Annotated in this window: 23 protein-coding genes; 12 read left to right on the forward strand and 11 right to left on the reverse strand. The window is 68.8% G+C overall.

Annotation, left to right across the window (positions count from 1 at the left end; genetic code table 11):
- Positions 1–24 precede the first annotated feature (24 nt).
- Together IB228_RS00100 and IB228_RS00105 are read left to right on the forward strand one after the other, a co-directional pair.
- Entirely contained in the window at positions 25–1,236 is a 1,212-nt protein-coding gene (locus tag IB228_RS00100; protein ID WP_192197246.1) for a DUF418 domain-containing protein, read from the forward strand.
- A gap of 98 nt (positions 1,237–1,334) precedes the next feature.
- Complete coding sequence (locus tag IB228_RS00105; protein ID WP_141454075.1) at positions 1,335–1,547, forward strand: hypothetical protein; 213 nt, start codon at positions 1,335–1,337, stop codon at positions 1,545–1,547.
- A 158-nt stretch (positions 1,548–1,705) separates the two neighbouring features.
- Here the strand turns inward: IB228_RS00105 and IB228_RS00110 are convergent, their stop codons facing one another.
- Together IB228_RS00110 and IB228_RS00115 are read right to left on the reverse strand one after the other, a co-directional pair.
- On the reverse strand, positions 1,706–2,215 hold the full coding sequence (locus IB228_RS00110) for a hypothetical protein (RefSeq protein WP_183644580.1): 510 nt from the start codon (positions 2,213–2,215) through the stop codon (positions 1,706–1,708).
- A 143-nt stretch (positions 2,216–2,358) separates the two neighbouring features.
- Positions 2,359–3,225, reverse strand: coding sequence for an endonuclease/exonuclease/phosphatase family protein (locus IB228_RS00115; RefSeq protein WP_192197247.1), 867 nt, complete (start codon positions 3,223–3,225; stop codon positions 2,359–2,361).
- 163 nt (positions 3,226–3,388) lie between these two features.
- On the opposite strand from IB228_RS00115, the gene IB228_RS00120 reads away from it, so the two are divergent.
- The 3 genes from IB228_RS00120 to IB228_RS00130 are packed head-to-tail and all read left to right on the forward strand — an operon-like array spanning position 3,389 to position 6,031.
- The gene (locus IB228_RS00120; protein WP_183644574.1) at positions 3,389–4,060 is read left to right on the forward strand and encodes an HAD family phosphatase; all 672 of its coding nucleotides are present in this window, start codon (positions 3,389–3,391) and stop codon (positions 4,058–4,060) included.
- On the forward strand, positions 4,057–4,845 hold the full coding sequence (locus tag IB228_RS00125; RefSeq protein ID WP_183644571.1) for a DeoR/GlpR family DNA-binding transcription regulator: 789 nt from the start codon (positions 4,057–4,059) through the stop codon (positions 4,843–4,845). Before IB228_RS00120 ends, IB228_RS00125 begins: the two co-directional genes overlap by 4 nt.
- Positions 4,846–4,885: 40 nt before the next feature.
- Positions 4,886–6,031: an MFS transporter gene (locus IB228_RS00130; RefSeq protein ID WP_183644557.1), complete on the forward strand. Its 1,146-nt coding sequence runs from the start codon at positions 4,886–4,888 to the stop codon at positions 6,029–6,031.
- A gap of 10 nt (positions 6,032–6,041) precedes the next feature.
- Here IB228_RS00130 and IB228_RS00135 read toward each other — a convergent pair whose 3' ends face one another.
- The 7 genes from IB228_RS00135 to IB228_RS00165 all read right to left on the reverse strand — a co-directional run bounded on the left by IB228_RS00135 (position 6,042) and on the right by IB228_RS00165 (position 12,112).
- Entirely contained in the window at positions 6,042–6,368 is a 327-nt protein-coding gene (locus IB228_RS00135; protein WP_183644553.1) for a hypothetical protein, read from the reverse strand.
- A gap of 79 nt (positions 6,369–6,447) precedes the next feature.
- The gene (locus tag IB228_RS00140; RefSeq protein ID WP_192197248.1) at positions 6,448–8,721 is read right to left on the reverse strand and encodes a CocE/NonD family hydrolase; all 2,274 of its coding nucleotides are present in this window, start codon (positions 8,719–8,721) and stop codon (positions 6,448–6,450) included.
- 110 nt (positions 8,722–8,831) lie between these two features.
- Positions 8,832–9,548, reverse strand: a complete 717-nt coding sequence (locus tag IB228_RS00145; RefSeq protein ID WP_225562170.1) for a DUF4386 domain-containing protein — start codon at positions 9,546–9,548, stop codon at positions 8,832–8,834.
- A gap of 20 nt (positions 9,549–9,568) precedes the next feature.
- Positions 9,569–10,000 carry a DUF6326 family protein gene (locus IB228_RS00150; RefSeq protein WP_225562171.1) on the reverse strand — a complete coding sequence of 144 codons (432 nt, stop codon included), beginning with the start codon at positions 9,998–10,000 and terminating at the stop codon, positions 9,569–9,571.
- 416 nt (positions 10,001–10,416) lie between these two features.
- Complete coding sequence (locus tag IB228_RS00155; RefSeq protein WP_192197249.1) at positions 10,417–10,890, reverse strand: hypothetical protein; 474 nt, start codon at positions 10,888–10,890, stop codon at positions 10,417–10,419.
- Positions 10,891–10,941: 51 nt separating this feature from the next.
- The gene (locus tag IB228_RS00160; RefSeq protein ID WP_192197250.1) at positions 10,942–11,460 is read right to left on the reverse strand and encodes an adenine phosphoribosyltransferase; all 519 of its coding nucleotides are present in this window, start codon (positions 11,458–11,460) and stop codon (positions 10,942–10,944) included.
- A 109-nt stretch (positions 11,461–11,569) separates the two neighbouring features.
- Positions 11,570–12,112, reverse strand: a complete 543-nt coding sequence (locus IB228_RS00165; protein WP_192197251.1) for a porin family protein — start codon at positions 12,110–12,112, stop codon at positions 11,570–11,572.
- Between the two features lie 341 nt (positions 12,113–12,453).
- Between IB228_RS00165 and IB228_RS00170 the strand changes: the two genes are divergently transcribed.
- Complete coding sequence (locus IB228_RS00170; RefSeq protein ID WP_225562172.1) at positions 12,454–12,966, forward strand: DUF1993 domain-containing protein; 513 nt, start codon at positions 12,454–12,456, stop codon at positions 12,964–12,966.
- Here the strand turns inward: IB228_RS00170 and IB228_RS00175 are convergent.
- A complete protein-coding gene (locus IB228_RS00175; protein WP_192197252.1) occupies positions 12,948–13,364 on the reverse strand; it encodes an MmcQ/YjbR family DNA-binding protein in 417 nt (138 codons plus the stop codon). The genes IB228_RS00170 and IB228_RS00175 overlap by 19 nt on opposite strands.
- A 58-nt stretch (positions 13,365–13,422) precedes the next feature.
- Here IB228_RS00175 and IB228_RS00180 point away from each other — a divergent pair, with 58 nt between their 5' ends.
- The 5 genes from IB228_RS00180 to IB228_RS00200 all read left to right on the forward strand — a co-directional run bounded on the left by IB228_RS00180 (position 13,423) and on the right by IB228_RS00200 (position 18,927).
- Positions 13,423–14,301 (forward strand): CPBP family intramembrane glutamic endopeptidase, encoded by an 879-nt coding sequence (locus tag IB228_RS00180; RefSeq protein ID WP_183644536.1) that lies wholly within the window; start codon positions 13,423–13,425, stop codon positions 14,299–14,301.
- Positions 14,302–14,397: 96 nt separating this feature from the next.
- The gene (locus tag IB228_RS00185; protein ID WP_192197253.1) at positions 14,398–14,796 is read left to right on the forward strand and encodes a DUF2946 family protein; all 399 of its coding nucleotides are present in this window, start codon (positions 14,398–14,400) and stop codon (positions 14,794–14,796) included.
- A 157-nt stretch (positions 14,797–14,953) separates the two neighbouring features.
- On the forward strand, positions 14,954–16,234 hold the full coding sequence (locus IB228_RS00190; RefSeq protein ID WP_343227052.1) for a hypothetical protein: 1,281 nt from the start codon (positions 14,954–14,956) through the stop codon (positions 16,232–16,234).
- 12 nt (positions 16,235–16,246) lie between these two features.
- Positions 16,247–16,651 carry a DUF2946 family protein gene (locus tag IB228_RS00195; protein ID WP_192197255.1) on the forward strand — a complete coding sequence of 135 codons (405 nt, stop codon included), beginning with the start codon at positions 16,247–16,249 and terminating at the stop codon, positions 16,649–16,651.
- A 65-nt stretch (positions 16,652–16,716) separates the two neighbouring features.
- Complete coding sequence (locus IB228_RS00200) at positions 16,717–18,927, forward strand: TonB-dependent receptor (protein WP_225562173.1); 2,211 nt, start codon at positions 16,717–16,719, stop codon at positions 18,925–18,927.
- A 22-nt stretch (positions 18,928–18,949) separates the two neighbouring features.
- Here IB228_RS00200 and IB228_RS00205 read toward each other — a convergent pair whose 3' ends face one another.
- On the reverse strand, positions 18,950–19,843 hold the full coding sequence (locus IB228_RS00205) for a TIGR01777 family oxidoreductase (protein WP_192197256.1): 894 nt from the start codon (positions 19,841–19,843) through the stop codon (positions 18,950–18,952).
- Between the two features lie 107 nt (positions 19,844–19,950).
- Between IB228_RS00205 and IB228_RS00210 the strand changes: the two genes are divergently transcribed.
- Positions 19,951–20,658 carry an alpha/beta fold hydrolase gene (locus IB228_RS00210; RefSeq protein WP_183644524.1) on the forward strand — a complete coding sequence of 236 codons (708 nt, stop codon included), beginning with the start codon at positions 19,951–19,953 and terminating at the stop codon, positions 20,656–20,658.
- Positions 20,659–20,666: the final 8 nt, after the last annotated feature.

Below are 20,666 nucleotides of genomic sequence, written 5' to 3' on the forward strand. Positions count from 1 at the left end.
GGCATCCCGTCCATGGAAGAACGAATGCCTATGCCCGCAGCCGATGCACCGGTCAGTCCCGAAGATCGCCATCACCTCATCGACGCGCTGCGCGGATTCGCGCTTGCCGGCGTGCTGCTCGCCAACCTGGGTTATCTCAGCCTCTACAACCTGCTGACCGAACCGGCGCGCGCCGCGCTGCCCACCGCGGGCTTCGACGCAATGGCGATCGGAGTCATCGAATGGCTGGTCAGCGCCAAGGCCATCACGGTGTTCTCGCTGTTGTTCGGACTGGGCTTCGCCATCCAGATCGAGCGCGCACAGGCGCGCGGCGCAGGGCTGTCGCGGTTCGTCAGGCGCCTGTGCTGGTTGCTGATCATCGGAGTGGTCCACAGCTACTTCGTCTGGTGGGGCGACATCCTGATGACCTACGCGGTGGTCGGCCTGCTGCTGGTGCTGTTCCGGCGCGCGCCCGATGGCGTGCTGCTCTGGGGCGGCCTGTTCGTCGCGCTGGTCCTGCCCACCTTGCTGGTGCCCTGGCTGGGAGGCGGATTTCCCGGCCTGCCGTCGCGCGCCGAGATCGACGCGATGACATTGCAGGCTTTCCGCACCGACAACTGGCAGCGCGTGTTCACCGCCAACGCGGCGATGGTGAACTGGACCCGCCTTTCCGGCGGCATGCTGCTGTGCTTCGTGCTGGGCCGTTTCCTGCTGGGTTACTGGGCCGGTCGCCGGCGATTGCTGCAACAGCCGCGAAACCACCGGGCGCTGTTCCACAAGTTGTTCTGGGGCAGCCTGGCGATCGCGGTCGCGGGTACCTTGCTCCAGTTGGCAAAAGCGCACCTGGGCTGGGGCGCGGAGTTCCTGCCGCGTTGGATCAACGGATTCCTGTTCAGGCTCGACTCCCTGGCGCTGGGCATCACCTGGGCGGCCGGCTTCACCCTCCTGTTCCTGCGTCCGCGCGGCGAGCGCCTGCTTGGCGTGCTCGCGCCGGTCGGGCGCATGGCCTTGACCCACTACCTCGCGCAGAGCGTGGTGGGCATCTTCGTGTTCTACGGCATCGGCCTGGGCGTGGGGCCGGAGACCGGAGCGGTCGGTTGGTTGCTGGCGTGGGTCAGCATTTTCGGCGCGCAGATCCTGTTCAGCCACTGGTGGCTCGCGCGTTTCCGCTACGGACCCTGCGAATGGCTGTGGCGCAGCCTGACCTACGGGGCGCCGCAGCCGATGCGCCTGCCGCATGCCGCCGTCGCTTCGTGACCGCCGCCACGGATCGCCACGCCAGGATCACGAATCGCTACGGTCTTTTTAACGCGCCGCGGAATAGTCTCGCTTGCCGTCGTCGAGAGGAGGCAAGCATGAATACCGATTACTTCTTCGCCCAGGACGATGCGGGCAACCGCTGCCGCGTCGATGTGCTGCGTGCCTGCGACATGAGGGAGCGGGAGGCGACGCTGCACGACAACGCGCCGGTCTACCTGCTGGAAGACGGCTCGCGCCTGCATCGGATCGATCGCGATACCTTCCGCGTGCTGGGCACCGGCGCCTACGTCACCGTGCTGCGCGATTGAGATCCCGAAGCCGAGCAAGCTCGGCTCTACATGAATGGTAGAGCGGAGCTTGCTCCGCTGATCGCGAACACCGGGCAACGGTGCCTTCGGGAACCCGAAGCCGAGCGAGCTCGGCTCTACGCGGGTGGACCGGCGGACCGGTTCGTGCCAAGGAACCGTCACGCAGTGCTGGCGGCCATGACCTTGCGGCGGGCATGCAGTCGCAATGCCTGGTAGCCCGCGCCGATCACGAACAGCACGAACACGACCGACACCAGGCCCAGCACCAGCGGTGACTGCGGTCCGTCGGCCAGCGGCTGCGATGGCGGCACGCGGCGCAGGGTCTCGTTGATGGCGGGAATGAACAGCAGCATGTAACTGAAGGACAGGCTGAGGTTCTGCAGATACTCGGCGCCAGCACCCAGCCAGGCATGGCGGCGCGCGGTGAAGCCCACGGCCAGCGCCAGCAGGGCGAGGACGCCCAGTGCGTGTGCCTCGTTGAAGCCGCCGGTGCTGGACAGTCCGAACGAAGTAAAGATCGAGATCAGCATGCCGGCCAGATACGCCTTGCCGATACGCGAGGTGGGTTCGATGCGGCCGTCGCGGATCAGCGCGATCGCGCCGAACACGACGGGCAGCAGGCTGAGGACGGTATGGACGATGCCGAGCGGCGAGAACGAGGGCGTCATGGTGCGTGTCCTTTCGAAGGGAGGAAAAGGAACTTCGACCTGCCGCACGGGATGCCCCCGGTCGTCGTGCCTTCCCCCTCCGGGACGGTCACCGCGCGTCCGCGCAGCCTATGCCGGACGCGACCGTGACGCCAGCCCCTCGATCAGGGCATGGCCGTCCAGCGCAATTCGGCCACCACCGGGAAGTGATCCGAAGGGTAACGGCCGTTCTCGTGGTCGGTCACCGTGGAGACCGGACCCACCTCGAAGCCACGCACCAGGATCCAGTCGATGCGGCGATCGGCCTTGCCGGAGAAGGCATGGAACGTCGCCTCCGGACCGCTGCGTTGCGTGCTGCGTTCCCAGGCATCGGCCAGAGCGGCGGTGAGCAGCGCATGCACGCGGCTTTCCGGACCGGTGTTGAAATCGCCGGTGACCACCACCGGCACCTCCGCCGGCAGCGCCGAGAGGCGCTTCAGCAGCAGCGCGGCGCCGCGCTCGCGGATGGGTTCGTCCTCGTCGCGATAGGGCAGGTGGGTGTTGAAGAAATAGAAGCGGCGGCCATCGGCGATGCGTTCGAACAGCGCCCAGGTGACCATGCGCGGATACAGGTTGCCCCAAGTGATGCTGCCGGCCACCTCCGGCGTGTCCGACAGCCAGAAATCGCCGGACTCGATCACCTTCAGTTCGTCGCGCAGGTAGAACACGCCCATGTGCTCGTCGCCGGCGCCTTCGGCGTCGCCGCGGCGGCCGACACCGAACCAGGCGTATTCCGGCAACTGCCGCACGATGTAATCGCCCTGCTCGGCGAACAGTTCCTGGGTCCCGAACACCACGGGACGCTGGTCGCGGATGGTGTCCACGAGGATGTCCTTGCGCGCCTGCCAGCGGTTGTCGCCATCGGCGTCGGTGGGCAGGCGGACGTTGAAGGCCATCACCTTCAAGGGAGCGATGGCGGCGTCGGCCGCCGAGGCGGCAAACCCCGTCAGGGCGGTGGACAGGACGAGCAGCAGGGCGGCGAGTCGGCGCATGGCTTCCGGGTTCGTGCGGGGGAGCGCCGGAGTGTAACCGTCGCCCACGAACCCCTCGTGACGTGGCGCAGCAACGATCGGAACCGGCGGAAGCTTGCCTGATATTGCATGATTGTGCATGTTTATGCACAATCATGGCGAATCCGCACCAGGTCATTCCCCCATGAACCGCCCGGAACCCGCTCCCGTGCCCGCCCAGGCACCGGCCATCGACGCCATCGTTTTCGATCTGGGCGGCGTGCTGGTCGACTGGAATCCCCGCTATCTCTACCGGCAATTGTTCGGCGAAGACGTCGCCGGCATGGAATGGTTTCTCGCCGAGGTGTGCAGTCCGGCCTGGAACGCCGCGCAGGATGCCGGCCGCAGCTGGGACGAGGCGGTGGACGAGGCGATCGCGCGGCATCCGGACCAGGCCGGGCGCATCCGCGCCTACCGTGACCGCTGGATTGAAACCCTGGGCGAGGCGCTGGCGCCGACCGTGCGGGTGCTGGACGAACTGCGCGGTGGCGACTGCCGGCTCTATGCGCTGACCAACTGGTCGCGCGAGACCTTCCCGCATGCGCTCGAACGCTATGACTTCCTCGGCTGGTTCGACGGCATCGTGGTGTCCGGCCAGGAGCGCCTGGCCAAGCCGGATCCGGCGATTTTCCGGTTGCTGATGGAGCGCCACGGCCTGCTCGCCGAGCGCACGGTGTTCATCGACGACATGGCCTACAACGCGGAGGCCGCCGCGCGCCTGGGCATGCATGCGATCCACTTCCGCGACGCCTCCCTGCTGCGCCACGAACTCGCGCGGCTGGGCGTGGCCATCAACTTGGCGGAGACGATGCCATGAGCCAGTCGACCGGCATCGATCTGCTGCCCGAGGAACGCCAGCAGCGCATCCTGCAGCGCCTGCACGCGCAGGGCCGGGTTCTGGCGGTGGAACTGGCGCAGGAATTCGCGGTGTCCGAGGACTCCATCCGCCGCGATCTGCGCGAACTGGCCGCACGCGGCCTGTGCCGGCGCATCTATGGCGGCGCGCTGCTGCATGCGCCGGAAGTGAAGCCGCTGCTGCAGCGCCAGGGCCAGGATTCGGAGCGCAAGCAGCTGCTCGCGCGCAAGGCGCTGGGCCTGCTGCGCAAGGGCCAGACGATCATCCTCGACGCCGGATCCACCAACAGCGCGATCGCCGACGCGCTGCCGCGCAACTTCGAGCTGACCGTGGTCACCAACGCGCCCGACATCGCCTTCCGGTTGATGGAACGCACGGACGTGGAAGTGCTGATCATCGGCGGGCGCATCGAACACCGGATCGGCGCGGCCATCGGCGCGCAGGCCGTGCAGGAGCTGCGGCGCGTGCGTGCGGATCTGTGCTTCCCCGGTACCTGCGCGGTCGACATCGACAGTGGCCTGTGGGGCAACGATGCCGAGGAATCGCTGTTCAAGCGTGCGATGATCGAGTGCAGCGGCGAGACCGCGGTGGTGGTGATGAACGAGAAGTTCGGCGCCGACGCGCGCTTCCAGTTCGCCTCGCTGCACCAGATCGACCACCTCATCGTCGAGCACGATGCGCTGGAAAGCCTGCGCAGATCCTTCGAGCAGCAGGAAATCGCCGTGCTCCGCGCCGATCGGCGCTGAACGCCGCTGCTCCGTTCCCGTCCCCCGCGAGAATCGTCCGATGTCCGTTGCCGCCTCCGATTCCCCCATCTCCCGTGTCGAGTACCGCGCCACCCGCCTGCTGTTCTTCGCCGCCGGCTGCGCCGTGGCGGTCTGGGCGGCGCTGGTGCCGTTCGCCAAGGCGCGCACCGCGCTGGATGAAGCCTCGCTCGGCGCGCTGCTGCTGTGCCTGGGCCTGGGCTCGCTGATCGCGATGCCGCTGGCCGGCGCCTGGACCACGCGACAGGGCTGCCGGGTGGTGCTGGTGCTGTGCACGGTCGTGTCCAGCCTGATGTTGCCGCTGCTGGCCTGGGTGCCGTCGGTGTACGCGCTGGGCGCGGTGCTGTTCGTGTTCGGCGCGGCGATTGGCGCGGCGGACTGCGCGTTCAACGTGCAGGCAGTGATCGTGGAGGAAGCGGCGGGCCGTCCGATGATGTCCGGCTTCCACGGCTTCTTCAGCCTGGGCGGTATCGTTGGCGCGGCCGGGGCGGCGGTGATGATGTCGCTGGGCGTGGCGCCGCTGGCGATGACCCTGTTCTGGTCGGCCTTCATCCTGCTGCTGCTGGCTTTCAACTGGCGTGGCCTGCTGCCCTATGGCAGTCCGCACGAGGGACCGCTGTTCGCGGTGCCGCACGGCTTCGTGATCCTGCTGGGCGTGTTGGGCTTCGTGGTGTTCCTGACCGAAGGCGCGATGCTCGACTGGAGCGCAGTGTTCCTGACCGAACAGCGGGGCATGGCGTCGGCGCAGGCCGGGTTCGGCTACGCCTGCTTCGCGCTGGCGATGACCGCCGGACGGTTTGCCGGCGATGCGATCGTCGCGCGGCTGGGACCCTCGCGGGTGGTGTGGCAGGGCGGCCTGCTGGCCGCCGCCGGCATCACCCTGTCGGCCTGCCTGCCTCAATGGCAGTGGTCGCTGGTCGGCTACACGCTGGTGGGCCTGGGCTGCTCCAACATCGTGCCGGTGCTGTTCACCGCCGCCGGCCGGCAGAAGGTCATGCCGCAGGCGCTGGCGGTGCCGGCGATGACCACGATCGCCTATGCCGGCGTGTTGACCGGTCCGGCCGGCATCGGCTTCGTCGCCCACCACAGCAGCCTGCCCATCGCGTTCCTGCTGCTGGCGGCGATGATGGTCGGTGTGGCGATGTGCGGGCGCGCGCTGCGCAACTGACGTCCGGAGGCTAGGGCAGCACCCACGCCCAAATCGAAGGGGCGGCCAGCAGGAGCAACACGATCGCCACGCCGATGGCGCCTGCCCATGCCAGCGGAAGGCGCTGATGCCGGTAGACCGAGGCGGCGGCCAGCAGGCTTCCCCATGCGACCGCGCTCCAGAACGCGGTGTTGGCGGAACCGATGCGGCCGAACCGCAGGCCCAGGCGGTCCAGCAGATGCGCCAATAGGGGAACCACCACCAGCCCCGCAGCGAAGGCCGTCACCACGTGGGCGAACCTGCGCTTGCGGGACGGCGCGCCGATGGGTGATTGCGGTGGTTGGTAAGGCGAGTTCATGAAGGATTGCTTTTGCGACGGACGAACGCATGTCTACGACACGGAGGCGCCAGTCGCAAGCGTGGCGTGGCGAAGACGCTCAACGCAGCAACGGCACCTCGATATGGCTACTGTCCCGCCAGCGGATTTCCAGCGGTGCGCCGGCGTCGGCGATGGTTTCTTCGCCGACCTCCTTGCCGCTGCCGTAGTTGACCTGCATGTCGCGCTGCTTGTTGACACCCAGCACCACCACCAGCCGGCTGCCGGGCTGCAACTGCCGGCTGACCAGGCGTTCGCTGCGGAAAGTGATCGATTGCGGCTTGCCGGGCGTCAGCAGTTCGCGACGGCCGCGGTCACGCGCGTGGCTGGCGCGACCGAGATGCCAGGACAGCAGCAGGTGGCGTCCGTCGGGTAGCTGTTCGTACAGGGCCAGGTTGAGGTCGAAGTCGCGCTTGTTGGTGATGAAGTCGAGCTGGCCCGAGAACAGGCCGGACAATTCGGCCGGGGCGGACAGCGGTGCGCTGCGGAACACCAGCGCAGCGTGCGGATCCAGCGCATCCAGCATCGACAGCGCCGGCGGATTCCAGTTGGCGTCGCTGCGGTCGGAAAGATCCACGGTCAGCAGACTCTCGGCGCGCTTGCCTGGCGCCTGTTCCGACAGCGCGCCCTCTGTGCCGCCGGACATGGCCGGTTGCAGGTACAGGCGCTGGCGCTGGTTGGCCATGGCATCGAGGGTTGCGGCGTGCTTCCACGTGTTGGCGCCCATCACCTGGTAGTTGATCCGGTCCTTCAGGACGTCCGGACGCGGCGCGCCGCGCAACACGTGGTCAAACCACTGGAAGCGCAACGCTGGCAGATCGATCAGCGCAACCGGATCCACCTCGTAGCCTTCCTGGACGCGCGCCGCGCCGGCCTGCATGGAGAAGTGGTTGTACGGTCCGATCAGCAGGGTGTGATTCGCGTTGGGGTTGTGCCGCGTGTGTTCGTCGAAGTAGTGCTGCACGCCCACGCGCGCGCCGTCGAAATAGCCGGTGACCGCGAGCACGGGGATGTCGATGGCGGCGAATTCGTCGCCCTGCGGGGTCATCGCCTGCCAGTAGGCGTCGTAGGTGGGGTGTTCCAGCCAGCGCGAGAAATAGGGATTCGGGTGGCCGTCGATGGCGGGCAGGTCGCGGTAGGCGCGACCGCTGCGGTACCAGTTCGCATCCAGTCGCCGCCAGCGTTCCTCGTCGCCGTAGCTGTCGGCGTCCAGGGTCGCGTTGGCGGCGGTCCACAGCGGCCACGGATACAGGAAATTGAGGAAGATGTTGCCCTGCATCGGGATATCGATGCCCGGCGCGGTCGAGGCCGAAGTCAGCATCGCCTTCAGCGCGGGCGGGCGGTGCTTGGCCGCGGACCATTGGGTGAAGCTGTTGTAGCTGTTGCCGTACATGCCCACGCGGCCGTCGCACCACGGTTGCCGGCTGATCCAGTCGATCGCGGCGGCGGCGTCTTCGCCGTCGTGTTCATAGGGTACGGGCTCACCCGGCGCGCCGGCCTTGCCGCGGCTGTAGACGAACATGCCCACATAGCCGTGTGCGGCCGCCGCCTTCGCATCGGCCAGCGACCAGCTGTCGTTGACGTAGATGGTGAAGCCCAGCAGCACCGGCTGCGGCGCGGCCATACTTCGTGGCCGCACCACCAGGCCGCGCAGGCTCGTCCCGTCCGCACCGGGGACGACCACGTCGCGTTCGATGACATAGCGCCTGGCCTCGTCCTCGGCCAACAGGTCCGGAAGCACCGGCAGCAGCGCCGCGTAGACCGTGTGGAACTGGTACAGCCGGATCAGTTCCAGCGCGTCGGTTTGCTCGATGCGCGTCTTGCCGCGCTGCTTTTCCAGCGCCGCGTCGAGATCGCGACGCGCGCGCGGCAGATCCGCGCCCATCACCGGCAGGGTGCGGGCGGCCTGGCGATCGTCCAGACGCGCGAACACGCGCCGGAACGCCGCGGCGGGATTGGCCTCGCCACGCAGTTGCGCGTCAGCGTCGATTTCGTACTGGACGAACAGCACGTCGGCCTGTTCCGGTGACGTCTTCCGGCGCACCTCGCGCAACGCGGCGATACTGGCCAGTGCGGCCTTGGGCTGACCGGCCACCCTCTGTAGGCGCACCCGGTTGATCAGCTCGCGTTCGCGATCCGGATCCTCGTAGCCGGCCAGCACTTTGCGGGCGAGCGCGGGCACCTGTCGTTCGAGCGCCGTGCCGGAGTCCTGTGGCTTGTCCGGCCAGGCCAGGGTCTGCGCGTGCAGGCCGAGGGGGGTGACGAACCATGCGAATACCAGCAGTGCCGCTTTCCATGGCGCCTGTCTCCGTGCCTGCCGGTTCCGCGTCCGCATGCGATGCTCCGTGGTGTCCGGCCGGTGGCCGGGACGTCGGCGGATGATGCCGGAAGCGCCGGTGTCACGCACCTGCCGCCCATCGGCGCAGCCGGTCGTCGCGATGGCGGTTACCGGCGCATGGGCACGCGCACGCCCATCACCAGCAACCACAGGCAGGTGCCGATCTCGCCCAGCGTCGCGGGCAGGGTGATATATCCCGCCACGGCGGTCTCCGCGAAGCCGGGCACCAGCAGGCGGGCGAATACATCGATCACGTAACCCAGGCAACCCAGCATCAGCAGGATGCCCAGCACGCGCGGCAACAGGCGCGAAGTGAACACCAGCCAGCCGAACGGCAGCAGCCACAGTCCCCAGAACAGCTTGGACACCAGGATGCCGTTGGCGTAGCCCTTGAGCGCCAGCATCACCTGCGCGTTGAGTACGTCGGGAGAAAACGCGCGCAGGTCGTCGGCGCCACCGAGCAGGCTCAACACGTCGAGCTTGTGCAGCAGGTTGAAGAACGACAGCGGCACGCTGGCCACCGCCAACGCCACCATCAGCGTGGCCGCGGTCCTGCCATGCGGTGCCAGCAGGCGGTACAGCGCCAGCGGCAGCAACAGGAACGCGAGATAGCAGACCAGCCCGGCGGCGATGCCGAGCCGGAACAGGCCTTCGTTCGCGGTGATCTTCGCGACGGTCGCGGCGGCGTCGCCCGCCACCTGCGTCTGCGAGGGCATGTAGGCAATGCTGAAGATGCCGGCCAACACCACGATCAGGTAAAGCAACCCGGCGATGCGGGCGGTAGTGCGCGGATGGTGCAGGGTGACGGCGGAATCCATGTTCATGGGCATGATGTCCGGGAGTGTCAGAGCGGTCGGCGCGGCCATTTCAGCGCGAAGCCGACGATGGCCAGGCACAGCAGGATCTCGACCACGCCGAGCAACTGGTAGAAACGCCAGGCGCCCGGCATGGTCATCACCATGATGACGGCATAGGCAAGGCCCAGCAGCGCGTTCATCCAACGGCTGATGGCCGGCTTCATCACCAGCGACAGGAACACCATCAATGCCGGTATCGCCATCATGATCGAGGTGCCGACCAGCACGTTCTGGGTCACCGCCCCGAGCGGACCCATCCGGCCGTCAATCATGTTGTCCAGCTTGCCCGGCACGTACAGGCCGAAATAGTCGCCGTACACGAAACACAGCATCAGGCTGGCCCACAGCGCGGACAGCTTGATCTTCACCGGGATCTTCGCGTCCTCCAGCGGAGGCGCGGCCTGCTTCATCGATGCCATGGATTCCCCTTGCCGGAACGCGTCGTGGAAACGGACAGCTGGAGCGTGGTGCGGAGCAGCGGCGGCCGGGGAAGCGAATGCGGGCCGGGAGAAACCAAGGAGCCGACAACGGGCAGGCCACGCGTCTCTCCTCGCCTGTCCACGCCCGTTGTGGCCGTGGGCGACGTTAGCACGGGCTCCATGCCGGGCCATATGCCGGATGGGCTAGTGCCTGTCGGCAGGGCGAAATCCGTTCCGCATGCCCCATGAAAGCGATGCAACCCTGGGCGGCCGGAAAAGCTCGCGACTCACGTCGCTCCCACAGTCAAGCATGATCTCCCTTGTGGGAGCGACGTGAGTCGCGACGCTCCTCAGGTGACGCCAACAAGAGCTAGCGGGACTCACGTCGCTCCTGCAAGGAGGGAAGAGGGAGGGGGCTAGTCCGGCGCGTAGGTACGCCAGTGCACCATGCGGCGGCCGTCGTGGCGCATCCCGACGAATTCAAACTTGGCAGACGAGGCGGGACAGGTGAAGAAGTTGTACTGCGAGGCAAGCGTCCCCTGCGAAGGCCACCAGGAACGTGCGAACCGAACTGGCAGCGTCTGCGCATAAGTGGCCGGGAGGCAGCCGTCGGGCAAGGGTATGCGCGTATCGCCGGGCAGGTCGAACGCCAGCGCACTGACGTTGGTGTCCAGGTTGTGCACTTCATGCAGCGCGGTCGCGCTCTCCGGCACCCAGGCGGGAATCCAGCCGCGGTCGATGGCGCCATCGGCGCGAGCCTCGGCCAGGTTGCCATAGGCCGCATCGAGGGTGTCCGACAGGCATCCGGCGAGCAGGCTCAGGCATGGCAGGATGATCAGGAGCCAGCCTGTGGGAGCGACGTGAGTCGCGAGCTTTTTTCCAATCGTCATCGCGGGCTGTCGCGACTTACGTCGCTCCTGCAGGGGGAATGGTGTTTGCGCTCAGAACGCCAGGACGGACCATAGCGGCGCCGGGTCGTTCCAGCGTTCGCGTGCGCCGAGGAATGCCAGTTCCACCAGTACCGCGGCGCCGACCACTTCGGCGCCCTGCTGGCGCGCCAGCGCCACCGCCGCGCGCAGGGTGCCGCCGGTGGCGAGGACGTCGTCGATCACCAGCACGCGCGCGCCGGCGGGCAGGGCGTCGGCGTGGATTTCCAGCCGGTCGCTGCCGTATTCCAGCGCGTAGTCCAGGGTCAGGGTGCGCGCGGGCAGCTTGCCGGGTTTGCGCACGGGCACGAAGCCGATGTCGAGTTCGCGCGCCAGCGCCGCGCCCAGGATGAAGCCGCGCGATTCCACGCCGATCACCGCGTCCAGCGCGGTGCCGCGCCAGGGTTCGGCCAGTTCGGCCATCGCCTCGGCGAAGCCGTCGGCGTCGGCCAGAACCGGGGTGATGTCCTTGAACACGATGCCCGGCTTGGGGAAATCGGGTACGTCGCGGATCAGATCGGACCAGTGGGACATCGGGAGGCTCGCCAGGGAACAAGGGGGAGGGCGATGCTACCGCGTCCCCGCACACGAACGAAAACCGCCGGACGGGCCGGCGGTTTTCCAGGCGCGACTTGCTGGGGGATCAGAAGTCGTAGCGGACCTGCAACTGCGCCAGATCCAGGTCCGCGTCCTCGATCTCGAAACGGCTGTATTCGCCGCGCAACGCCACCTTGTCGGTGAAGCGGTACTGCAGGCCCAGGCCGTAGGTGGCATCGGTGCCGCTGTCGTCGCGGGTGCGGGTGACTTCCGGCAACGCGCGATCCAGATCCCAGCGCTGGACGCCGGCCTTGGCATAGCCGGAGAACTTGTCGGTGAACGGCACGGTGGCGACCGCGGTCAGCGAAACGCTGCTGGCTTCCAGCGGACGGCCGAGGTTGCCGCGCGGTTCCAGCTTGCCGAGATCCGAATAGCCGGCTTCCAGGCCGAACCAGTGGTTGAACTGGTAGCCGCCGAACACCGAGAACGCAGTGTCCTCGTCGTCGTAGCGCTGTTCGTCCACGCTGGACTGGCCGGCGCCGACGCCGGCATAGAAGCCCTTGGGTTCGGCGGCCTGCGCGCCGAAGGCGATGCCGCCCAGCAGCACGGCGGAAAGAAGGGCACGGGACAGCTTGTTGTTGTTCTTCATGTCTGAAACTCCTGCATGCATCGCGCGGGGGAGGGAGTTGCGATGCGTGTGGCGACGGGTCCTGGCGGAGTGCCTGGGCAGCCGTCGTGCGAAGCAAAGATAGGGATGCGGACGCCGGAACAAACGGCGGCATCGGCGATGCAGTTTCCCGTCGATGGAACGAAGGAATGACGCATCGGCACTGGACTTCCGCGATGGATTGCGCGCAACGCGCGCCCGTTCCTTGACGCGGGGGATGCGGACGCAGCACGCGATTCGGGATGGACTCTCCCGCCGGGAAGGACTAATCACCGCCATCGGACTTGTCTAAGCTGCGCGCTTCCCTGTCCCGAGCCGCCGCCATGAGCGAATCGCTGTCGATGTACCAGGCCTCCGTTCCCGTGCTGATCCGCGCCCTGCGCAACTTCAAGCACATCCTCGCCAAGGGCCAGGCGCATGCGCTGGCGCAGGGCTACGACCCGGCGGTGCTGCTGCAATCGCGCCTGTATCCGGACATGTTGCCGCTGCTGCGGCAGGTGCAGATCGCCACCGATACCGCCAAGTTCGCGCCGGCGCGGCTGGCCGGCATGGACTCGCCGCGCTTCGAGGACAATGAAACCAGTTTCGATGAGTTGCAGGCGCGGCTGGATCGCGCGCTGGAGTTCCTCGGCAGCTTCACGCCGGCGCAGGTCGACGGCAGCGAGGGCAGGGACGTGGTGCTGCCGCGTCGCAGCGGCGACCAGCATTTCAGCGGCCGCGACTATCTGCTGGGCTTCGTGCTGCCCAACCTGCTGTTCCATGTCGGCATCGCCTACGCCATCCTGCGCCACAACGGCGTGCCGCTGGGCAAGATGGATTACCTGGGCGAAGCCTGACGCTTTTTCCCGCGCGCGGGCGGATTCGCCGGCGTCGTCGCGGCGCCGGCGATCTCCCGCTGCCGCGCGCGACTCAGCGTGGCCAGCGCCGCCTGGTACGACCAGCGGATCAGCGATTGCAGTTCCTCATCGGGCATCGCGCGCACGTCCACCACGGTGATCCAGCGGTAGCGGCCCAGCCAGCGTGCCGGTTTGATGCCCGGTTGATCGGTCAGTTCCAGGAAGCGCTCCGGCGCGACCTTGAAACTGAAGCGCCAGCGCTCCGGCGCGCTGGTCTTGAAGTGGGCGAAGCGCTTGCCGCCGACGAAGTAGGCCAACAGGTTGGCCGGCTCGCCCCATTCGGTGACGGTGGCGCCGGGAAGGCCGGCGCAGAAGCGTTGGGTCTGTTGGAGGTCCATGGCTGCGGGTGGGGGGACAAGCTGGCATGATGCCACCGGGGCCCCTCGAGTCGTCGTCATGCTGCGTCGCCATCCCGTGGTGCTGTTCCTGCTGCTGACCGTTCTTTTCAGCCTGCCGTTCTATCTGTTGCTCAACCTGTCCTTCGCCAACGCCGAAGGGCGGCGCCTGTACGTCACCGGGCTGATGTGGAGTCCGGGCCTGGCCGCCGTGGCCGCCTGCCTGCTGGCGCGGATACCGCTGGCGAACCTGGGCTGGCGCTGGCCCGGCGGACGCCTGGCCCGGTTGAGCTATCTGATTCCGATTGGTTACGGCTTGTTCGCCTACGGGATCATCTGGGCGACCGGCCTGGGGCGGCTCTCCACCGAGATCTACCTGCCGTACGCGCGTCGCGTGATCGGCCTGCCCGATGCCTCCGACGGCGAAGTCATCGCGATGATGCTGGCCCTGCAACTGGGCATGGGCTTCATCCTCAACGTGGCGATGGCGCTGGGCGAGGAAATCGGCTGGCGCGGCTTGCTGGGGCCGCGGCTGGCGCGGCGATTCGGGTTCGGTGCGGGCGCCCTGTCCACCGGCCTGATCTGGGCGGCCTGGCACTACCCGGTGCTGTTCTGGCTGAACTTTCCCGGCGATCCGCCCAAGCCCTTCGCGATGGCGTGCTTCACCGTCATGGTGACCGGCCTGAGTTTCGTCTATGCCTGGCTGCGTGAAAGCACCGGCAGCGTCTGGACGGCCGCGATCCTGCATGGCAGCCACAACGCGGTGATCACGCCGGTGTTCACCCTGCTGACGGTCGAGACGGGCCTGGTCACCGTGTACGCGGTGGACGAGTTCGGTTTCATGCTGGCGATCACCAGCGTGCTGATGGCGTTGTGGTGCTGGCGCCATCGTGCCCGCCAGGCCGGCGCGCGGGCGTTGGCGGAGGCCGCGGCATCCTGACCGACGTGCGACATTTCGTCGCACGCCCGCCGGATCAGGCACTTGCGCGGCTGGCCTGGCGCGCACGGGGCGTCGCCGATGACTAGAATCCCGGTCGTGATCCGGAACCCCGCCTTTTCCCGCCCGATGGCCCGGCTGGCGCTCTGCGCCATGCTGCTGCTGGCGTTCGCGCCCGCGCTGAGCCGGGTGCTGGCCGCGAGTGCTTCCGGCGCGATGGCCGGCTGGGTCGAACTGTGCACCGCCAGCGGTCTGAAGTGGGTGGACACGGCCGCGCCGGCCGGAGACGCCACGCCCAAGCATCCGGCCATGCCGGCCGGCGCGGATTGCGCCTATTGCCCGCTGGCGTCGTCGTTGCCGCCGATGCCGCTGTCGCTGATTGCGCAGGTGCCGTTGCCGCCGTCGCCGCGACTGGCGATGCCCGGACGTCATCCCGTGCCGCACGTGCCGATCCGCCTGCGCGGGCTCGGTGGGCAGGGGCCGCCGTCGATTTTCTGAACCACGAGTACCGAGCTGTTACCGCGGTCGTGTGGCCGCGCCCGTGCTTTGGAGAATGCCGATGTCCGTTCACCCGCCGACGCGCCGGAGCGCGTCGCCGTTTGCCGTCCGCGGGAGCCGTCGTGCTCCCGCCGTTGCCGTTTCCACCTTGCTGCGCGTGGGCGCGCTGGGCCTGCTCGGCCTGCTGGCCGCCTGCGGTGAGCGCGAACGCATGGAGCCGGAAACCGAGCGCGCGGCATCCGCGCCGGCGCAACCCGCGCCCGCCCGGGTGCGCGAGTGGAGCCTGCCCGCGCCCGTCGGCGCCGCGCAGCCGGATCTGGTAATCGCGCCGGATGGCCGACGCCTGCTGAGCTGGGTGGAACCGGCGACCGGCGATGCGCATCGCCTGCGCCTGGCGTGGGCCGACCAGGAGAACTGGCAGGCGCCGATCACGATCGCCGAAGGCAACGACTGGTTCCTCAACTGGGCCGACACGCCGCATGTGCAGGCGCTGCCCGATGGCTCGCTGTGGGCGCACTGGCTGCGCAGCACCGGGCCTTCGCGGATGGACTACGGCATCGATCTGGTGCGTTCCGGCGATGGTGGACGCAGCTGGAGCGCGCCGCAGCTGGTGCATCCGGCGGGTACCCGTGGCGATCATGGCTTCGTGACCTTCTGGGCACAGGCGCAGGACCAGCTCGGCATCGCCTGGCTGGACAGCCGCCAGAAGGCGGCCGCCGGCGTCGATCGTTCCGCCGATGCCGCGCACGATGGTGGCCATCACGGCGGTGGCGGCGCGATGATGCTGCGCGCGGCGCTGTACGGCGCGCAGGCGCGGCAACTGGCCGAATGGCCGCTCGATGCGTCCACCTGCGATTGCTGCACCACCGCGTCGGCGATCACCGAACGCGGCGTTGTGGTGGTGTATCGCGGACGCACCGCGGGCGAGATTCGCGACACCCGCATCGTCCGCTTCGACGGGCAGGCGTGGACCGCGCCGCGCGATGTGCATACCGATGGCTGGCACATGCCCGCATGCCCGGTGAATGGTCCGGTGGTGGCCGCGCGCGGCAACGATGTCTGGGTGGCGTGGTACACCGAGGCCGACGGTACGCCGGAACTGCGTGCGGCCCACTCCGGCGACGCGGGCGATCATTTCGACGCACCGGTCACGCTCGCGCGCGGCGGACAGGTGCTGGGCCGGCTGGGCCTGGCGCTGGGTGATGGCCGCCTGCTGGCCAGCTGGCTGGAGGAAACCGGTACCGGCGGCCAGCGCATCGTGCTGGGCAGCTACGATCCGCGCTGGCAATCCGCCACCCGCGTGGAGGTCGCCACCCTGGCCGCGCGCGGACGCGCCAGCGGGATGCCGCGCCTGCGCTGGGCCGATGGCGCCGCCTGGCTGGTGTGGACCGATGTGGATGACGGCAAACCGCGGTTGAAAGGCGCGTCGGTGCGCTGAGGGAGCACGCGGATGCGTCCCGGAATTCCGTTCGCGCGGACGGCGACGCGGCTGGCGTTGCTGGCCGCGCTGCTGCTCGTGTTCGCGCCGTCGATCAGTCGCGTGCTCGCCAGCCGCGGCGGCGACGTGCTGGCCGGATGGGTCGAACTGTGCACGCCCGTCGGATTGAAGTGGGTGGATGCCCGCGCGAACGCGGCACGGGAAAAAGCGCCGGCCGCGCCGACGTCTAGTTGGCCGGACGAGGGCGACGCCTGTCCGCAATGTCCGCTGGCCGCCGCGCTGCCGCCGCCACCGGAGGCGTTCGACTGGGCGGCGTCGCCGTGCCCGCCCGCGCCTGGGCGTGGATTTGAAACATCATTGACGCGAAAAGCATTCCGGCCGGTGGGAGCGGGTTGCCGGGGACCACCAGCGGCGTAGCGCAACGCCATCACCGCCCCTGTTCCCCACGGCGCCGCATGCGCCGCTTCCGGAGTCTTACGTTCATGTCGATGCATCATCGCGGCGCGCTTCGCGCGTCCCGCCTTTCACTGGCCGTGCTCGCGGCCCTGTCTTCCGTTCTCACGTCCGCGATGGCGCGCGCCGCCGATGCGGATTCGCCACCCGCCGATGCGCAGGCCACCACCCTCGACGCCGTCCGCGTCGAAGGCCGGCGCGCCGCGCTGGATGCGCCGGCCGGAACCGGCACCCGGCTCGGGTTGAGCGTGCGCGAGACGCCAGCCTCGATCACCATCATCGATCGCGACACGCTCGATGCGCGCGGCGTGCGTACCACCCAGGAGGCGCTGTCCGGCATTCCCGGCCTGACCGTGGCTTCGCCGCCGGGCAACGGCAACGCGGTGACCCTGCGCGGTTTTTCCGGCAGCCAGATCACCCAGCTGTTCAATGGCATCGACGTGCAGTACGCCTCGATCGCCGCGCGCCCGGTCGACGCCTGGCAGTACGAACGGGTGGAAGCGATCGGCGGCCCGTCGAGTTTCCTGTACGGCGCCGGCGCGGTCGGCGGCACCATCAACTACGTCACCCGGCTGGCGAACCTCGAACGCGACGACGCGCAATGGCAGGCCGGCATTGGCTCCTTCCGTGATCGCAGCGTGGCGATGGGCGCCAACCTGCGCCTGGGCGGCGACGCCGCGCGCCAGGCGCTGCGGCTGGATGTCAGCACGCGCGATGCCGAGAGCGCCATCGATGGCCAGCGGCGCCAGGCGACCACCGTCGCCGCGTCGTGGCTGGCGCAATGGACGCCCACGCTGCGCCACACGCTGGCGCTGGAGCATCAGCGGGAAGACAACGACCGTCCCTACTGGGGCACGCCGGTGCGCCAGCCGGCCGGCGGGCGCCTGGCGGTGCTGCCGGAAACGGTGGGTCGCAACTACAACGTGTCCGATGGCTACTACGGGCAGGACGTGCTGTGGGCGCGCTCGATCCTGGAGTGGTCTCCGGGCGCGGCGGACACCGTGCGCAACACGATCTACCACTACGACGCCCTGCGCGATTACCGCAATGTCGAAAGTTATCGCCTGAGCGCCGACAACCGTAGCGTGATCCGCTCGGGCGCGCTGCTGCAGCGCCACGATCAGCAGGTCTACGGCAACCGGCTGGAGTGGTCCCACGACGGAGCCCTGGGCCGGTTGCCTTCGCGCTGGAACGCGGGACTGGACATCAGCTACAACCGCCAGACCCGCTTCCCGCAATCGCTGCCGGCGGTGATCGACACCGTGCCGCTGGATGCGGTCACCCCGGGCGATTTCCTCGACGTGCCCGGCGCGCAACTCGCCTACCGGCCGGATCGCACCAATCGACTGCATACCCAGGCCCTGTTCGTCGAAAACCTGACCGAACTGACCCCGTCGCTGTCACTGCTGACCGGCCTGCGCCGGGATCGCATCCGCCTGGACGTGGTCAATCATCGCGCCGCCAGCGCGAGCAATCCGGCACGGTTCGAACGCGAGTACACGCCCACCACCGGCCGCGCCGCGCTGAACTGGGCGATCACGCCGCAGGCCAGCGTGTACGTGCAGTACAGCACCGCCGCCGATCCGCCTGCCGGCATCCTCAGCACGGCCAGCTTCGCCAACGTGCGCGACTTCGATCTGACCACCGGCCGCCAGGGCGAACTGGGCGCGAAATTCCAGTCGCGCGATGGCCGCCACTTCGCGACATTGGCGGCGTACCGGATCGTGCGCCACAACCTGGCCATCAGCGATCCGGCCAATCCTGGCCAGACCCTGCCGATCGGCAGGCAATCGGCGCGCGGCGTCGAAGCCACCTTCGGCTGGCAACCGCTGGAGGGACTGGATGTGCAGGGCAATCTGGCCTGGGTGGACGCGAGCCTTGATGATTTCTTCGAGAACGTCGGCGGCGTGCCGGTGTCGCGCGCGGGCAACCGGCCGGCCAACACGCCCGCGCGGGTCGGCAACCTGTGGGTGGACTACGCCTTCGACGATCGCTGGTCGGCCGGCGTGGACCTTCGTGGCGTGTCCTCGCGTCATGCGAACGCGGCCAACACGCTGTCCACCGCCGGCTACGCGCTGTGGGGCGCGCACGTGAGCTGGCAATGGAGTCCGCACACGTGGCTCACCCTGCGCGGTCGCAACCTCGGCGACCGCACCCACGTCGTGTACGCGCTGAACGACAGCATGGTCTACCTGGGTGATCCGCGCAGCTGGGAGTTGGTGCTGCGGCAGTCGTTCTGATCGCGATGCGCCTGCGCGCGGGTCAGGCGGGCTTGTCCAGTACGTCGCGCAGGGCGTCTTCCAATTGCGGAAAGCGGAAGCGGAAGCCTTCCACCAGCGCGTGCATGGGCATGACGCGCTGGCCGGTCAGCATCAACTGCGCGCCTTCGCCAAAGGCCAGCCGCAACAGCGGCGAGGGCGTCGGCAGCAATGCCGGACGATGCAGTACCCGCCCGAGGGTGCGCGCGAACTCGCGGTTGCGCACGGGTTCGGGGGCGGTGCCGTTGTAGGCGCCGCCCGCGGATTCGAATTCGAGCAGCCACTGGATCAGGCCGATCAGATCCTCGCGGTGGATCCAGCTCATCCATTGGCGGCCGTGGCCGATCGGGCCGCCCATGCCCCAGCGGAACGGCGGCAGCATCTTCCCCAGCGCGCCGCCGTCGGCGCCGAGCACGATGCCGGTGCGCAGGCGGCACACCCGCAGGCCCAGATCCTCGGCCTGCATGGCGGCGTGTTCCCAGTCGCGGCACAGGACGGCGGCGAAATCGTCGCCGGCCGGGGTGGATTCATCCAGCAGGGCGTCTCCGTGCGCGCCGTAGTAGCCAATCGCCGAGCCGGAGACCAGTACATGCGGACGGCGCAGGCGCGGGGCCATCCAGCGCACCAGCTGGGCGGTGGTGTTCAGGCGCGAATCGCGGATGGCCTGCTTCTGCCGGGCGCTCCATCGGCGTCCCACCAGCGGTTCGCCGGCCAGGTTGACCACCGCCTCTATCTCGCCCGCCTCGGCCAGATCCTCGATGACCGCCACGCCGGGCAGGCGCTGGCGGGCCAGGGCGGGGCGGCGGGACCATACGGTCAGGCGATGGCCGCCGGCCAGGAGCCGGGTACACAGGGCGCGGCCGATGAAGCCGGTGCCGCCGGTGAGCAGGATGCGCATTCAGGAGGGGCGTCGTGGGGCCTTTCAGGGTACGCCCAGGCGCGTGTTCCGCCCGTGGAAAGCATCGTGCGCTCGGCTTCGGGGCGCGGGGCGACTAAAATTCGCGGATGCCCGTTTCTTCCCCGCGCCCGTCCCTCCTGCTGCTCCCCGGCCTGCTGTGCGATGCACGGCTGTGGCGGGACCAGGTGGAGGGCCTGGCCGACCTGGCCGACATCACCGTCCCCGACCTGACCCTGGACGACAGCGTCGGCGCGATGGCCGCGCGCGTGCTGGCGCGGGCGCCGGCGCGGTTCGCGCTGGGCGCGCTGTCGATGGGCGGCTACGTGGCGTTCGAGATCCTGCGCCAGGCGCCGCAGCGGGTGGAGCGGCTGGCGCTGCTGTCGACCAGCGCGCGTGCCGATCCGCCCAAGCGCGCGGCGGTGCGCCGGGCCAGCCTGGCGCTGGCCGAGCGCGGCCGCTTCGCCGGGGTCACCCGCAAGCTGCTGCCGCAACTGGTGCATGCCAGCCGGGTCGACACGCCGGTCGGCGAGGAGGTGATGGCGATGGCCGAGCGGGTGGGCCGCGACGCCTTCCTGCGCCAGCAGCGCGCGATCCTGGAACGCCCCGATTCGCAGCCGCTGCTGCCCACCCTGTCGATGCCGACCGTGGTCGGCGTGGGCGACGACGACCGCATGACCGCGCCGGAGGAATCCAGGATCCTCCAGACCGGCATCGCCGGCGCGCGATTGCACGTGTTCACCCATTGCGGCCATCTTCCGCCGATGGAAAAGCCGCGCGAAACCAACGACCTGCTGCGGGCCTGGCTGGCCGCCTGAGCCACGCG

Origin of the sequence: Pseudoxanthomonas sp. PXM04 (assembly GCF_014851695.1) — a bacterium.
GTDB lineage: Bacteria > Pseudomonadota > Gammaproteobacteria > Xanthomonadales > Xanthomonadaceae > Pseudoxanthomonas_A > Pseudoxanthomonas_A beigongshangi.

Bases quoted from the DNA above. Each gene is read 5' to 3' on its own strand.
- IB228_RS00100 (WP_192197246.1), top strand. From the start codon at position 25: ATGCCTATGCCCGCAGCCGATGCACCGGTCAGTCCCGAAGATCGCCAT.
- IB228_RS00105 (WP_141454075.1), top strand. From the start codon at position 1,335: ATGAATACCGATTACTTCTTCGCCCAGGACGATGCGGGCAACCGCTGC.
- IB228_RS00110 (WP_183644580.1), bottom strand. From the start codon at position 2,215: ATGACGCCCTCGTTCTCGCCGCTCGGCATCGTCCATACCGTCCTCAGC.
- IB228_RS00115 (WP_192197247.1), bottom strand. From the start codon at position 3,225: ATGCGCCGACTCGCCGCCCTGCTGCTCGTCCTGTCCACCGCCCTGACG.
- IB228_RS00120 (WP_183644574.1), top strand. From the start codon at position 3,389: ATGAACCGCCCGGAACCCGCTCCCGTGCCCGCCCAGGCACCGGCCATC.
- IB228_RS00125 (WP_183644571.1), top strand. From the start codon at position 4,057: ATGAGCCAGTCGACCGGCATCGATCTGCTGCCCGAGGAACGCCAGCAG.
- IB228_RS00130 (WP_183644557.1), top strand. From the start codon at position 4,886: ATGTCCGTTGCCGCCTCCGATTCCCCCATCTCCCGTGTCGAGTACCGC.
- IB228_RS00135 (WP_183644553.1), bottom strand. From the start codon at position 6,368: ATGAACTCGCCTTACCAACCACCGCAATCACCCATCGGCGCGCCGTCC.
- IB228_RS00140 (WP_192197248.1), bottom strand. From the start codon at position 8,721: ATGCGGACGCGGAACCGGCAGGCACGGAGACAGGCGCCATGGAAAGCG.
- IB228_RS00145 (WP_225562170.1), bottom strand. From the start codon at position 9,548: ATGAACATGGATTCCGCCGTCACCCTGCACCATCCGCGCACTACCGCC.
- IB228_RS00150 (WP_225562171.1), bottom strand. From the start codon at position 10,000: ATGGCATCGATGAAGCAGGCCGCGCCTCCGCTGGAGGACGCGAAGATC.
- IB228_RS00155 (WP_192197249.1), bottom strand. From the start codon at position 10,890: ATGACGATTGGAAAAAAGCTCGCGACTCACGTCGCTCCCACAGGCTGG.
- IB228_RS00160 (WP_192197250.1), bottom strand. From the start codon at position 11,460: ATGTCCCACTGGTCCGATCTGATCCGCGACGTACCCGATTTCCCCAAG.
- IB228_RS00165 (WP_192197251.1), bottom strand. From the start codon at position 12,112: ATGAAGAACAACAACAAGCTGTCCCGTGCCCTTCTTTCCGCCGTGCTG.
- IB228_RS00170 (WP_225562172.1), top strand. From the start codon at position 12,454: ATGAGCGAATCGCTGTCGATGTACCAGGCCTCCGTTCCCGTGCTGATC.
- IB228_RS00175 (WP_192197252.1), bottom strand. From the start codon at position 13,364: ATGGACCTCCAACAGACCCAACGCTTCTGCGCCGGCCTTCCCGGCGCC.
- IB228_RS00180 (WP_183644536.1), top strand. From the start codon at position 13,423: ATGCTGCGTCGCCATCCCGTGGTGCTGTTCCTGCTGCTGACCGTTCTT.
- IB228_RS00195 (WP_192197255.1), top strand. From the start codon at position 16,247: ATGCGTCCCGGAATTCCGTTCGCGCGGACGGCGACGCGGCTGGCGTTG.
- IB228_RS00200 (WP_225562173.1), top strand. From the start codon at position 16,717: ATGTCGATGCATCATCGCGGCGCGCTTCGCGCGTCCCGCCTTTCACTG.
- IB228_RS00205 (WP_192197256.1), bottom strand. From the start codon at position 19,843: ATGCGCATCCTGCTCACCGGCGGCACCGGCTTCATCGGCCGCGCCCTG.
- IB228_RS00210 (WP_183644524.1), top strand. From the start codon at position 19,951: ATGCCCGTTTCTTCCCCGCGCCCGTCCCTCCTGCTGCTCCCCGGCCTG.